The 12,943-nt window shown below is 72.7% G+C and carries 12 protein-coding genes; 3 read left to right on the forward strand and 9 right to left on the reverse strand.

What is annotated here, in order from left to right; translation table 11 throughout:
* The first annotated feature begins 3 nt into the window (after positions 1-3).
* The gene (locus NOCJ54_RS0104700) at positions 4-807 is read left to right on the forward strand and encodes a crotonase/enoyl-CoA hydratase family protein (RefSeq protein WP_036516805.1); all 804 of its coding nucleotides are present in this window, start codon (positions 4-6) and stop codon (positions 805-807) included.
* Between the two features lie 125 nt (positions 808-932).
* On the opposite strand, the gene NOCJ54_RS0104705 is transcribed toward NOCJ54_RS0104700, so the two are convergent.
* From NOCJ54_RS0104705 to NOCJ54_RS23865, 9 genes are all read right to left on the reverse strand, one after another.
* On the reverse strand, positions 933-1,688 hold the full coding sequence (locus NOCJ54_RS0104705; RefSeq protein WP_036516808.1) for an SDR family NAD(P)-dependent oxidoreductase: 756 nt from the start codon (positions 1,686-1,688) through the stop codon (positions 933-935).
* Entirely contained in the window at positions 1,685-2,161 is a 477-nt protein-coding gene (locus NOCJ54_RS0104710) for a MaoC family dehydratase (protein ID WP_028654567.1), read from the reverse strand. The genes NOCJ54_RS0104705 and NOCJ54_RS0104710 overlap by 4 nt, the downstream gene beginning before the upstream one ends.
* Positions 2,161-3,327, reverse strand: a complete 1,167-nt coding sequence (locus tag NOCJ54_RS0104715) for an acyl-CoA dehydrogenase family protein (protein ID WP_028654568.1) — start codon at positions 3,325-3,327, stop codon at positions 2,161-2,163. The genes NOCJ54_RS0104710 and NOCJ54_RS0104715 overlap by 1 nt, the downstream gene beginning before the upstream one ends.
* 44 nt (positions 3,328-3,371) lie before the next feature.
* The gene (locus NOCJ54_RS0104720; RefSeq protein ID WP_028654569.1) at positions 3,372-4,382 is read right to left on the reverse strand and encodes an LLM class flavin-dependent oxidoreductase; all 1,011 of its coding nucleotides are present in this window, start codon (positions 4,380-4,382) and stop codon (positions 3,372-3,374) included.
* Positions 4,383-4,455: 73 nt separating this feature from the next.
* On the reverse strand, positions 4,456-5,190 hold the full coding sequence (locus tag NOCJ54_RS0104725; protein ID WP_028654570.1) for an SDR family NAD(P)-dependent oxidoreductase: 735 nt from the start codon (positions 5,188-5,190) through the stop codon (positions 4,456-4,458).
* A complete protein-coding gene (locus NOCJ54_RS0104730; protein ID WP_051485477.1) occupies positions 5,187-6,206 on the reverse strand; it encodes an alcohol dehydrogenase catalytic domain-containing protein in 1,020 nt (339 codons plus the stop codon). Before NOCJ54_RS0104730 ends, NOCJ54_RS0104725 begins: the two co-directional genes overlap by 4 nt.
* Positions 6,203-7,096 (reverse strand): HpcH/HpaI aldolase/citrate lyase family protein, encoded by an 894-nt coding sequence (locus tag NOCJ54_RS0104735; RefSeq protein ID WP_028654572.1) that lies wholly within the window; start codon positions 7,094-7,096, stop codon positions 6,203-6,205. The genes NOCJ54_RS0104730 and NOCJ54_RS0104735 overlap by 4 nt, the downstream gene beginning before the upstream one ends.
* Positions 7,097-7,099: 3 nt before the next feature.
* Complete coding sequence (locus tag NOCJ54_RS0104740) at positions 7,100-8,767, reverse strand: AMP-binding protein (RefSeq protein ID WP_028654573.1); 1,668 nt, start codon at positions 8,765-8,767, stop codon at positions 7,100-7,102.
* Positions 8,768-8,776: 9 nt separating this feature from the next.
* Positions 8,777-9,598, reverse strand: a complete 822-nt coding sequence (locus NOCJ54_RS23865) for an enoyl-CoA hydratase/isomerase family protein (RefSeq protein ID WP_084254911.1) — start codon at positions 9,596-9,598, stop codon at positions 8,777-8,779.
* Between the two features lie 138 nt (positions 9,599-9,736).
* Here NOCJ54_RS23865 and NOCJ54_RS0104750 point away from each other — a divergent pair, with 138 nt between their 5' ends.
* Both NOCJ54_RS0104750 and NOCJ54_RS0104755 read left to right on the forward strand, forming a co-directional pair.
* The gene (locus NOCJ54_RS0104750) at positions 9,737-10,831 is read left to right on the forward strand and encodes a zinc-binding dehydrogenase (protein ID WP_198020102.1); all 1,095 of its coding nucleotides are present in this window, start codon (positions 9,737-9,739) and stop codon (positions 10,829-10,831) included.
* 150 nt (positions 10,832-10,981) lie between these two features.
* Positions 10,982-12,499: a PucR family transcriptional regulator gene (locus tag NOCJ54_RS0104755; protein WP_036516810.1), complete on the forward strand. Its 1,518-nt coding sequence runs from the start codon at positions 10,982-10,984 to the stop codon at positions 12,497-12,499.
* Positions 12,500-12,943 lie beyond the last annotated feature (444 nt).

Here is a 12,943-nt window from a genome sequence, read left to right on the forward strand (position 1 = left end):
GACATGACGAACGAGAACCCCCAGAACCCCGACGCCGTGGCGGAGGAGCCGGAGCTGCTCGTCGAGGAGCGCGGTCGCGTGCTCGTGCTGACGATGAACCGTCCTGCCGCGCGCAACGCGATGTCGATGGCGATGGCGCACCAGATCGGCGACGCCCTGCAGATGCTGGACGACCGCCCGGACCTCAGCGTCGCGGTGATCACCGGCTCCGGCGGCACGTTCTGCGCCGGCATGGACCTCAAGGGCTTCGCCCGGGGCGAGCGTCCGGTCGTCGAGGGCAAGGGCTTCGCCGGCCTGGTCCGCAAGCCCCCGGCCAAGCCGTTGATCGCGGCTGTCGAGGGCTACGCGCTCGCCGGTGGCTTCGAGATCGTGCTGGCCTGCGACCTGGTCGTCGCCTCGTCGGCGGCGAAGTTCGGCCTCCCGGAGGTCAAGCGCGGCCTCACCGCGGCGGCCGGCGGCCTGCTCCGCCTGCAGCACCGGATCCCGTACCACCTGGCGATGGAGCTCGTCCTGACCGGCCGGATGTGGCCGGCGACCGACGCCGCCGAGGTGCACCTGGTCAACCGGGTCGCCGAGCCGGGCCAGGCCCTGGCCGTGGCGCTCGAGCTCGCCGACGAGGTCGCCGCCAACGCCCCGCTGGCGCTGGCCGCGTCCAAGCAGGTGCTCGTCAGCTCCGTGGACTGGCCGCTGGACGAGAAGTTCGACCGCCAGGAGGAGTTCGTCGACCCCGTCCGCAAGTCCTCCGACGCCAAGGAGGGCGCGGCCGCGTTCGTCGAGAAGCGCGACCCCGTCTGGACGGGCAGCTGACGGCTCCGTCCCCACAGCACCGGAAGGGCCATCGCGAGCGATCGCGATGGCCCTTTCGCTTGCGTCCCTCCCGGTGAGGACGTCAGGTCGCGGCGCCGACGGGCGCCGCGGGCGTCACGTGGCCTTCACTCGGCCGTGAGTCCGCCGTCGACCAGCAGGCCCTGGCCGGTGACGAACGAGGCGTCGGAGGAGCCGAGGAAGGCGACCGCGGCCGCCACCTCCTCCGGACGACCGATCCGGCCCATCGGGGTGGCGGCGGTCGTCGTACCGGCGCCGCGCAGGAGCGCGGTCTCGACCGGCCCCGGGCACACGCAGTTGAAGCGCAGGCCCTCGGGGGCGTACTCGACGGCGAGGGCGCGGGTGAGCATGAGGACGCCGCCCTTGGACGCCCGGTAGGCGGGCGCACCCCCCTTCACCGCGACGTACGACGACGTCGACCCGCACGTCACGACGGCACCCTTCGTGCGGCGCAGCTGCGGCAGGGCGGCCGTGATGGCGTGCCAGGTGCCGGTGAGGTTGACGTCGAGGACGTCCTGCCACTGGCGGCGCGGCATCTCGTGGGTCGGCGTGCCGTGCGCGGAGATGCCCGCGCCGGTGAAGACCAGCCCGATCGGGCCGAGCGCCTCCTCCGCCTCGGCGGCGAGCGCGTCCATGGCGTCGGCGTCGCGGACGTCCACCCCACGCGCAAGAACCCCGCTGCCGGTGCTGGCAGCGAGGTCCTCGGCCACGCGGGTGGCCACGTCTGCGTCGAGGTCGGCGACCACGACGGACGCACCCTCGGCGGCGAGCCGGCGGCACACGGCCTCACCGATGCCGCCACCGCCCCCGGTCACGAGGGCGGTGACGCCGGTGAACCGCGCCGCGGGCGCGGCGGTGCTCATGCGGACTCGGCGGCAGCCTCGTCGGCGGGGCGGCGCAGCATGAGGCCGACCCGCTTGCAGGTCATGACCAGCACGTCGTCCTGGTTGTAGCCACGGTGCTCGAACCACACGATGCCCGAGTCGGTGCGCGAGGAGGACTCACGCTTGTCGACGATCGTGGTCTCGCCACGCAGGGTGTCGCCGTGGAAGACGGGCGCCGGGAAGCGGACCTCCTCGTAGCCGAGGTTGCCCAGCGTGGTGCCCATGGTCAGCTCCGGCACGTGGAAGGCGCCGATGAGCGCCACCGTGAAGAGGCTGTTGACCAGCGGACGGCCGTGGATGGTCGTCTTGGCGTACTCGGCGTCGAGGTGGATCGGCGCGACGTTCATCGTCAGCGACGTGAACAGCACGTTGTCCATCTCGGTGATGGTGCGCCGGAACGCGTGCTTGTAGGTCTTGCCGACCTCGAACTCCTCGAAGTAAAGACCGCGCATCAGTAGCTCCTGGGAAGGCCGAGCACGTGCTCGGCGACGTAGTTGAGGACCATCTCCTGGCTGATCGGCGCGATCCGCATGAGGCGTGCCTCGCGGAGGTAGCGCTCGACGTGGAACTCCTTGCTGTAGCCCATCCCGCCGTGGACCTGGAGGGCGACGTCGGCGGCGTAGTAGCCCGCCTCCGCGCACAGCCACTTGGCGTAGTTGGCCTCCGCACCGCACGGCTCCTGCCGGTCGACGAGCCAGGTCGCCTTCTGCAGGACCGCGTCGGCCGCCTCGAGGCGGATCTTCGCCTCGGCGAGCTGGAAGGACAGGCCCTGGTTGGCGCCGATCGGGCGTCCGAAGACCACGCGGTCCTTGGCGTACTGGGTGCCGCGGCGCAGCGCCGCCTCGCCGATGCCGAGCATGGCGTTGGCCGCGACGACGCGCTCGGCGTTGAGGCCGGTCAGGATGACCTTGAAGCCCTTGCCGACCTCGCCGACGACGTCCTCGTCAGGGACGAACAGGTCGTCGATGAACAGCTCGTTGCTGTCGACGGAGTTGCGGCCCATCTTCGGGATGGCGCGCACGGTGACCTTCTCGCGGTCGAGCGGCGCGAAGAACACGGTCAGGCCGTCGGTCTTCCTGGCGCACTCGTTGCGCGGCGTGGTGCGGGCCAGGAGGAGCATCCGCTCGGCGCGCTGGGCGTTGGAGATCCAGACCTTCTTGCCCGAGACCAGCCAGCCGCCGTCGACCTTGCGGGCGAAGGTGGAGATGTTCGTGGTGTCGGTGCCCGCGTCGGGCTCGGTGACCGCGAAGGAGATCTGCAGGTCTCCCGTGGGCACGCGGGGCAGGAAGCGCTTCTTCAGGTCCTCGCTGGCGTGGTGCAGGATCGGCTCGAAGCCGAAGATCCCGATGTGCACCGACGAGCAGCCGCCCATGCCGGCGCCGGACGCGGCGATCTCGCGCTCGACGATCGCGGCCTCGGTCACGCCGAGCCCGCCGCCGCCGTACTCCTCGGGGATGGTCAGGCCGAGCCAGCCGGCCTCGACCATGGCGTCGTAGAACTCCTGGGGGAACTCGTGCTTCTCGTCGCGCTCGGCCCAGTACTCGTCAGGGAACTCCTTGCACAGGGTGCGGACGGCGTGCCGGATGTCGGCATGCACCTGGTCCTCGGTGAAGTCCATGGGAGGGGTGCCTCTCTCGTTCAGGGTGGTGGGAGCCGCGTGGCTCAGCGGAAGGCGGGGAGCACCTCGGTGCGGAAGAGCTCGAGGGTGGCGAGGACGTCCTCCTGCGGGAGGCCGTACCACTGGGCGCGCAGGATGATGTGCGTCAGCCCTGCCGCCTCGAGCTCCTTGAGCGCCGCGATGGCACCCGCCGGGTCGGTGAAGAGGTACGACGAGTCGGCGACCTCGGTGGCCTTCTCGGCCGTCTGCAGGTGCTTGTAGGCGTCGCCCTGCTGGGGCGCGTTGTACTTCGCGTACTGCGCGGTGAGCTCGCCGCGGGCGGCGAGGCCGCGGGCGCGGGCGCGCTCGGGGTCGTGGTCGAGCAGCAGCTCGCGGCGCACCACGAGCCGGTTGACCGGCTTGCCGAGGCGCTCGCGCTCGGTGCGGTAGTGGCCGAGGATGACCTGGAGCCGCTCGGGGTCGACGTGCGGCGGCACGATCCACGCGTCACCGAGGCGGGCGGCGCGCAGCGCACCGGCCTTGTGCGGGCCGGCGCCGATCCAGATCTCGGGACCGCCGGGCTGCACCGGGCGGAGGCTGATCTTCTCGCCGTCGATGGAGAAGTGCTCGCCCTGGTGGGTGACGGTCTCGCCGGCCCACAGTCCCCGGATGATCGAGATGCTCTCCTCGAAGCGGCCGACCCGCTGGTCCATGCCGACGCCGAACGAGGCGAACTCGTTCTCGCGGTAGCCCATGCCGAAGCCGGCCACCGCGCGGCCGCCGGTGATGTGGTCGAGCGTCGCGAAGTCCTCGGCGACGTCCACCGGGTGGCGCAGCGGGAGGATGAACATGTTGGTGCCGAGCGTCATGTCGCCGGCCTCGGAGGCCATGGCGGCGAGCGTCGGGACCGGCTGGAGGGTGGGCATGCCGCCGAGGTAGTGCTGCAGCATCCACACGGACTCGATGCCCGACTGCGAGGCAGCACGCACCTGCTCGCGCATCAGCGCGATGCGGTCGGCCGGCACGACGTCCACCGGGAAGTCGTTCATGATGGCGAGTCCGAACTTCAGCGTCACGGTTCCCTCACTCGTTCGATGCTATTGATAGTCATGATTATGGGTCCTTGACCGACGAAGGTCAAGGGGTGCCTCACCCCTGGGTGAGGTAGCCGCCGTCGACGCGGTAGCAGGAGCCGGTGACGAACGAGGCTGCGTCGGACAGCAGGAAGCCCACGACCTCGGCCACGTCCTCGGCGGTCCCCAGCCGGCCGAGCGGGTGCTTGCGGCCGAGCGCCGCGCGCTCGTCGGCGTCGCGCCAGGTGCGCAGCAGCGCGGTGTCGATGAACCCGGGGGCGACCGCGTTGACGCGGATCCCGCGGTCGGCGTACGCGAGGGCGGTGCTCTTCGTGAGCCCCTCGACGGCGTGCTTGGTCGCGGCGTACGCCGGGGCGTTCGGGCTCGCGGCGGTGCCCATCACCGAGGAGATGTTGACGATGCTGCCGCCGTCGGCCATCACCCGCACCTCCTCGCGCAGGCACAGGAAGAGCCCGGTGAGGCCGATGTCGAGGACCCGCTGCCACTCGTCGATCGCGTAGTCGCCGACCGGCTTCGACGGGCCACCGACCGCGACGAGGTTGACCGCGCCGACCAGCTCGCCGGCGGCGGTCGCGGCGCCGACGGCCTCGGCGACCTGGTCGGGCTCGCGCACGTCGCAGTCGACGACGACCGGTCGCGCACCCGCGGCCTCGACGTCGCGGAGCAGGTCGTCGCCGACCGTGCCGGGCAGGTCGGCGAGGACGACGGTGTCGGCACCCTGCGCGGCGAGCACGGACGTCGCCGCCCCGATGCCTCCGGCGGCGCCGAAGACGACCACGGCGCGGCTCATGGCCGCACCACGACCCGGCCGAGCACCTTCCCGGCGTCGAGCCGCTCGTAGGCGGCGTCCACGTCCTCCAAACCGACCTCCTCGGTCTCCACGGTCACCTGGCCGTCGGCGGCCAGGGCGAGCAGGTCGACCAGCTGCGGCCGACCTCCCCAGAACGGCAGGTCCACCGTCGCACCGAAGGGCAGAGCGTGCATCCCCACCGGCAGGCGGCCCGCGCCGACCCCGACGATGGAGATCCGGCCGTCCACGGCGACCATCGCGGCCGCGGCGTCGAGCGTGGGCTGCGCCCCCACGAAGTCGAGCACGGTGTCCGCGCCACCGTCGAGCAGGTCGCGCACCTCGGTGGCGACGTCGGACGAGGACAGCACGGTGCGGGTGGCGCCGAGACGCTCGGCGAGCGCGAGCTTGTCGGCGTCCACGTCGATGGCGACCACCTCGCGGTAGCCGGAGGTGCGGGCCAGCTGCACGGCGACGTGGCCCAGGCCGCCGACGCCGATGACCACCGCGGCACCGCGCGCGGCCAGCGGCCGCTGTGCGGTGGCCCGGTCGATCGCGTTGAAGGCGGTCAGTCCGGCGTCGGTCAGGGCAGCGCCCTGCACCGGGTCGACCTTCGACGGCACCAGGTACGACGCCTCCACGGCGGCGTACTCCGCCAGCGCGCCGGGTCCGCCGAAGCCGGGCATCACGCCCCGCGGCGGGCGCGGGCAGCAGTTCTCGAAGCCGCTGGCGCAGGCGTGGCAGGTGCGGCACCCGCGCGGGCCGTAGCCGACGACCTGGTCGCCGACGGCGAGGCCCGTGACCCCGGCGCCGAGCTCGACGACCTCGCCGGCGAGCTCGTGCCCCATCACGATCGGCAGGGCGAACGGGTGCTGGTCGGGCGTGCGGGCGGCCAGCGTCAGGTCCGAGTGGCACAACCCGGCCGCCCGCACCCGGACCACCACCTCGCCGGGTGCGGGCGTCGGATCAGGGACCTCGGCGAGCCCACGGCCCGCCTCGGTCAGCAGGTAGGCCCTCACGCCGGGGTCGCGCTCCCCCGGACGAGTCGGGCGTGGGCGAGCCAGTCCCGGGCCTTGTCGGCGTGGGCGAGGTCGATGTGCTGCCCGCGGAAGCGGACGGCGCCCTGGCCCTCGGCGACCGCGCGGTCCATCGTCGCCACCAGCTCCTCGTGGTAGGCGACCTCCTCGTCGCTGGGCGTGAACACCTCGTGCACGACCGGGACGTGGCTGGGGTGGATCACGATCATGCCGCGGAAGCCCAGCTGCAGGCCGTAGTCGGCGAAGCTGCGCAGGCCGTCGAGGTCCGCGAGGTCCTCCCACAGGCCGGTGAGCGGGTGCAGCCCGTTCTGCCGGCAGGCGAGCAGGATCCGGCTGCGGAGGTAGAGGGTCTCGCTCCCCTCGCGCGACTGCCGGTAGCCCACCGCACGGGCGATGTCGGCGTGCTCGGAGGTCGGGCCGATCATCGCGCCGACGCGCGGGGAGGCGGCGGCGATCTCGAAGCAGTTGGTGATCGCGTCGACCATCTCGACCGGGACGATCATCTCCAGGCCCTCGGCGCCGTTGCGCGCCTCGAACCAGTCGATCATCGTCTCCCACCGCAGCACGTCGGTGGCGTCCTTGATCTTCGGCGCGAAGATGCCGTCGAGCTCGGGGCAGACGACGGCCTCTAGGTCGGCGCCGGTCATCTTCGTGGCCAGCGCGTTGGGCCGCACGAAGAGGCCGACCTCCGGGCGCTCGGCCCGCAGCTTCGGCAGGGTCTCGCGCACCGTGGCCCGGGCCTCGGCCTTGCGGTCGTGCGGCACGGAGTCCTCGAGGTCGAGGACCACGCAGTCCGCCCCGGCAGCCAGGGCCTTGAACGCCCAGTCCGGCTTGTGGGCGGGGACGAACAGGATGCTCCGGTAGGGGTGCACGGCTCAGGCCTCCCGGTCGTGGGTGTCGGGGGTGACGCCGAGGGCGCGCAGCTTGGCCTTCTGCACGCGCTGCGACGGCGTCTTGGGCAGCTCGTCGACGAAGCGCAGGTAGCGCGGGACGGCGAACGACGGGATGCGCGAGTCGCAGTGCGCCCACAGCTCCTCGGCGGTCGGGGTCGGGTGGTCGCCACCGGTGATCACGTAGGCCATCACCTCGTCCTCGCCGGCCTCGCTCGACGCCGGGACCGCGATGACCGCGGTCTCGACGACGGCCGGGTGGGCCAGGATCGAGGTCTCGATCTCGTAGGAGCTGATGTTCTCCCCGCGGCGGCGCAGCGCGTCCTTGAAGCGGTCGACGAAGTAGAACCAGCCGTCCTCGTCGCGGCGCAGCGCGTCGCCGGTGTGGAACCACAGGTTGCGCCAGGCCTCGACGGTCTTGTCCGCCATGTTGAAGTAGCCCATCGAGCAGATGAAGGGCACCTTCGGGCGCACGACGAGCTCGCCGATCTCGCCGACCGCGACCTCCTCGTCGGTGACCGGGTCGACCAGGCGGACGTCGAACCACTCATCGGCCGCGAGGCCGGCCGCACCGGCGGGGCGGTCCACGCCGTACGGCGAGATGATCGGCGCGGAGGTCTCGGTCAGGCCGAAGACCTCGACGAACGCCTCGATGCCGTAGCGCTCCTTCATCGGCTCGACCAGGGTGGCCGCGGTGGGAGCGGCGAACACGCAGCGCAGCGGGTTGTCGGCGTCGTCCTCGCGCCGGTCCTGCTTCCAGATGAAGTCCATCATCACGCCGATGAAGTTGGTGACCGTCACGCGGCTCTCGCGCAGCTGGTCGACCCAGCGGCTGGCGGAGAACTTGCTGCGGGTGACGAAGCGGGCGCCCGCGACCAGGGTCGGGTATGCCGCCATGAACTGCGCGTTGCCGTGGAAGAGCGGCGTCACCGACATCCACGCGTCGTCCGGGGTGAGCCGGACGAGCGAGACGCACTCGTCGGCGAAGAAGTACATCTGCGCGTGCGGCATCGCGACGCCCTTGCTCGGGCCGGTGGTGCCGGAGGTGAAGAGCACCGAGGCGAGGTCCTGCGGGCGCACCTCGGGCAGCTCGATGGTGCCGTCGACGACCTCGGGCGCGGTGGCCTGCTCGTCGAGCTCCTCGAACGGCGCGGCGTCCCAGCCGGCGTCGCGGAGGGTGGCCAGCGCCTCGTCGCGGGAGCCGGTGTCGATGACCCAGAACTTGCGGATCGACTTGGCCGCCTCGGCGATGGCCACGAAGCGCGCGGCGTACACGTCGTCGACGACCGCCAGCGTGGCCTCGACGGTGCTCACCTGGTGGGCGAGGAAGTCGTGCTCGTAGGCGGTGTTGATCGGCACCTCGACGAGGCCAGCGACGGCCGTGCCCAGCCAGGTGCGGACGAACTTCGAGGAGTTCTGCGCGACGAGGACGACCCGGTCACCCTGCTCGGCGCCGGCGTGCAGGAAGCTGCGGCCGACCCGCTCGGCGGCGGCGAGGATCTCGGCGTAGGTCCAGGTGGCTGACTCCTCGGGGCAGTCCAGCCACACGGAGTCGGGACGCTCCGTGGCGTGGTGGCGCAGCACCGTCGGCAGCGCCCACTGGCTGCGGTCCTCGAAGGTGGGCGTGAGGTCTCGGTAGTAGCGGAAGGTCACGACAGGTCCTCAGTTCTGGGGGTTCTCGGCGGGGTCGGTGCCACGCGCGGTGGCGGCGGCGCGCGCACGGCGGGCGCTGCGGAAGTCGGGCTTGCGCTTCTCCAGGAAGGCGTTGGCGCCCTCGAGCATGTCCTCGCTGCCGATGGCCTGGATGAGCATCCCGAGGCCGGCGGACATGTTGTCGCGGGACTGGTGCCACCACTGGTTGGAGCTGATCTTGGCGATCTCGAGGTAGCGCGGGCTGAGGCGGTCGATCTCGGCGAGCCAGCGCTCGACGGCCTCCTCGAGGCCGTCGTCGGCGACGACCTCGTTGACCAGGCCCATCGCGAGGGCCTGGTCGGAGCTGTAGCGACGGCAGAGCATGGCCATCTCCTTGGCCCGCTTCTCGCCGATCTGGACCGACATCAGGTTGGTCGCACCCAGGACCGGGGCCGAGCCGACGCGCGGCCCGGTCTGGCCGAAGGTGGAGCGCTGCGTCGCGATGGCGAAGTCGCAGGCGACGACGAGCTCGTTGCCGCCACCGGCCGCGGCACCGTCGACGGCGGCGATCACCGGTCGCGGGCAGGCGCGGATCGCGTCGACCAGGCGCAGCGACGTGGTGAACAGCGCGCGCAGCTGCTCGGGGTCCGGCTCACCCAGCTGGTTGAGCGCACCACCGGCACAGAAGGCACCGCCGGCGCCGGTGAGGACCACGGCATCGGCGGATGCGGCATCCTCGAAGGCGGCGATCATCGTCTGCGCCATCTCCAGGTCGTAGGCGTTGAGCCGCTCGGGGCGGTTGATGGTGATCCAGCGGGCGGTGCCCCTGGTCTCCACCTCGATCGTGGCCATGGTGTCCTCCCGTTCGTCCGACCCGCGGCACGCTAATCCATAGTTTTGATGATCAGCAATATACGGTAATGTCCGTCACACCGGCAACCACGGAGCAGCCGTTGGAACCGCCGGCAGGGACGAGCAGGAGGAGCGATCGTGGGCAGGTCCGTGGTCAGGGGAGCCGTGCTCCCCGCGTTCAACGCATCGGTGGAGCTGGGCGAGGTCGAGGTCGACGCGCCCGGGCCGTCCGAGGTGCGCGTCCGTACGGCGGCGACGGGGATCTGCCACTCCGACGCCCACGCCCAGACGGGCGGGATCCCCGGCATCGAGGTGCCGATGGTGCTCGGCCACGAGGCGGCCGGTGTCGTCATCGAGGTCGGCAGCGCCGTCACCACGGTGAAGCCGGGCGACCACGTCGTCATCGGCCCCGCGCAGTCGTGCGGCACCTGCGCCTGGTGCAGCCAGGGCCTGCCGCAGCACTGCAGCAACCTCGGTCGCGTGCGTGCGGCGGGTGAGCCGCCGCGGCTGACCGTGAACGGCCAGCCCGCCACCCAGTTCGTCGGCGTCGGCAGCTTCGCCGAGGAGATGGTCGTGCACGTCAACAGCGTCGCCGTCGTCCCCGAGAAGATGCCGCTCGACAAGGCCGCCCTGCTCGGGTGCGCCGTCATCACCGGCCTCGGCGCGGTCCGCCACTCGGCCGCCGTCCGCTTCGGCGACACCGTCGCCGTCGTCGGCTGCGGCGGCGTCGGGCTGAGCGCCGTCCAGGGCGCGGTCCTCGCCGGCGCGTCGCGGATCATCGCGGTCGACCGGATGCCCGAGAAGCTCGAGGTCGCCCGGAAGCTCGGCGCGACCGACACCATCGACGCCGGCGCCACCGACCCGGTCGCCGCGGTCAAGGAGCTGACCGGCGGTGTCGACCACGCCATCGAGGCCGTCGGCATCCCCGCCACGATCGCCCAGGCCTTCGCGATGCTGCGCACCCGCGGCACCGCCACGGTCGTCGGCCTCGCCCGGCCGGGCGACACGGTCAGCCTGCCGACGATGGACCTGCTCTCGGAGAAGCGGCTGCAGGGCTCGCGCCTGGGCGGCACCCGCGCCCGGGTCGACATCCCGCTCTACGCCGAGATGTACCTCAACGGTCGCCTCGACCTCGACGTCCTCCAGGGCGCGACGGTCGACCTCGCGGGCCTGCCCGCCGCCCTCGACGGGCTGGACCACTCGCCCGCCGCGCGCACCGTGGTCGTCTACTGACCACCCGCCCGCGACCCCGCGGGCACCCCAGCTCCGGCCGGGCGCCATCCTTTCCGACGGTGCCGTTGGCGCCCGGCCGGCAACTACCTTCGCCCTGCTCCCCAACCGTCCTCGGCCTGCCGGGTGCACCTTCGTGCCACAGTGAGGGCCGTGAGATCAGCGGCGGACCTGGCGGCGGCCATCGGCGAGACGTACGTCGAGGTCGTGGTCGTCGGTGAGGACCGCCCGGTGGTCGCGGTCGACATCGCGGACGCGGAGGACGTCGTACCCGCCGGCGCAGGTGACCTCGCCCTGGCCGTCGGCTTCGCGACGCCGGAGGACGTCGTCGCGCTGCTCCACCAGTCGCCGCGAGTCTCCGGCCTGGTCGTGCGCTCGTCGTGGTCGGGCTCACCGGCGCTGCAGACGACCTGCCGGGACCTCGGCACCACCCTGCTGGCGCTGGCCGAGGGCGTCACCTGGTCCGCAGCCGCCAACGCCTTCGCCGACCGCATCGAGGCACTCGCCGGCGACCCCGACGGCACGCCCGGGGCGCACGCACAGGGCGACCTCTTCGACCTGGCCGACCTCGCCGCGGGCATCCTTCGCGCGCCGGTGACGATCGAGGACGCGGCGTCGCGGGTCGTCGCGTACTCGACCGGGCAGGGCGACGTGGACGCCGCCCGGACGGCGTCGATCTTCGGCCGCCGCGTCCCGCGGCACGTCCGCGACCGGCTGCGCTCGCTCGGCGTCTTCAAGCGCCTGGCCCAGAGCAGCGAGCCGTTCTTCGTGCCCGCCATCGACGAGGACTTCCGCGGCCGCTTCGTCGTGCCGGTGCGCGCCGGCGGCGAGTGGCTCGGATCGGTGTGGGCGCTGGCCGACGAGCCCCGGGAGGCGGACCGCGAGCTGCGCGCCGTCGTGGAGCTGGTCGCCCTGCACCTGCTGCGGATGCGCTCGCGCGGCGAGCTGGCGCAGCAGCTGCAGCTCGACCGCGTCCGCGCAGCGCTGCAGGGCATCCGCCAGGCTGGAGGCACCCCCGACGTGGCCCTGCCCGCGCGGGTGGTCGTGCTCCGCGGCCCCGAGCACGACCTCGGCGCGGCGAGCCGCCGCGACGTCTGGGTGGCGCTGGTCCGCCGCCACGGCTGGCGCACGCCCGCGGTCGCCGACCTCGACGGCCGGGTCTACGCGGTCGTCGCCGACGAGGCGACAGGTCCCGGGTCGTGGCCCTGGCTCACCGGGCTCGTCGAGGCGGAGGCGCAGCGCCACCCCGACGTCGCGGCGCGTGCCGGCTCCGCGGTCACGACGACCGACGACCTCGTCCGCTCCCGCACGGCGGCCGACGAGGTCGACGCGCTGGCCGACCCCGCACCGGCACTGGCCGTCGAGGACCGCTGGGCCGGCGTGGTCCTGGCCCGCGCCGTCCGCGGCCTCGAGGGCTGCGCGCCGGTCTCTCCCCTGCCCGCCCTGCTCGCCGATGCCGCCGAGCCCGACGTCGTCGCCGCCACCCTCGCCGCCGTCCTCGACCACTGGGGCGACGTCCGCGCCGCCGCAGCCGCGCTCAACGTGCACCCCAACACCGTCCGCTACCGGATGGCCCGCCTGCCCGAGGGGCTGCAGGAGGACCTCACCGTCCCCCAGCGCCGCTCCGCCCTGCGCCTGGAGCTGATGCTGCTCACCGCCGCCGCTGGTTGAGGTGCGAGACGCCACCCACCGCTGGTTGAGGTGCGAGGCGCTGCCCGCCGCTGGTTGAGGTGCGAGGCGCTGCCCGCCGCTGGTTGAGGTGCGAGGCGCCCCAGCGCCGAGCCTCGAAACCAGTGGCCCGGTGCACCGGACTGTGCCCGCCACAGTCCGCCATCACGGCCCGGAGGTTTCGAGGCTCCTCGCTGGCGCTCGTCGCACCTCAACCACCGGGAGAAGGGCGTGCCGCCAGGCGGACTGTGCCACCCACTCAAGGCAACTGCGGCGCGGCAGCGCGGCGCACCGAACCGCCGGTGGTTGAGGCGCGAGGCGCCCCAGCGCCGAGCCTCGAAACCAGCGGCCCCGGTGCACCCGACTGTGCCCACCACAGCCCGCCAATAAGGCCCGGAGGTTTCGAGGCTCCTCGCTGGCGCTCGTCGCACCTCAACCACCGGGAGA

This window comes from Nocardioides sp. J54, from assembly GCF_000519005.1.
Taxonomy (GTDB): Bacteria; Actinomycetota; Actinomycetes; order Propionibacteriales; family Nocardioidaceae; genus Nocardioides.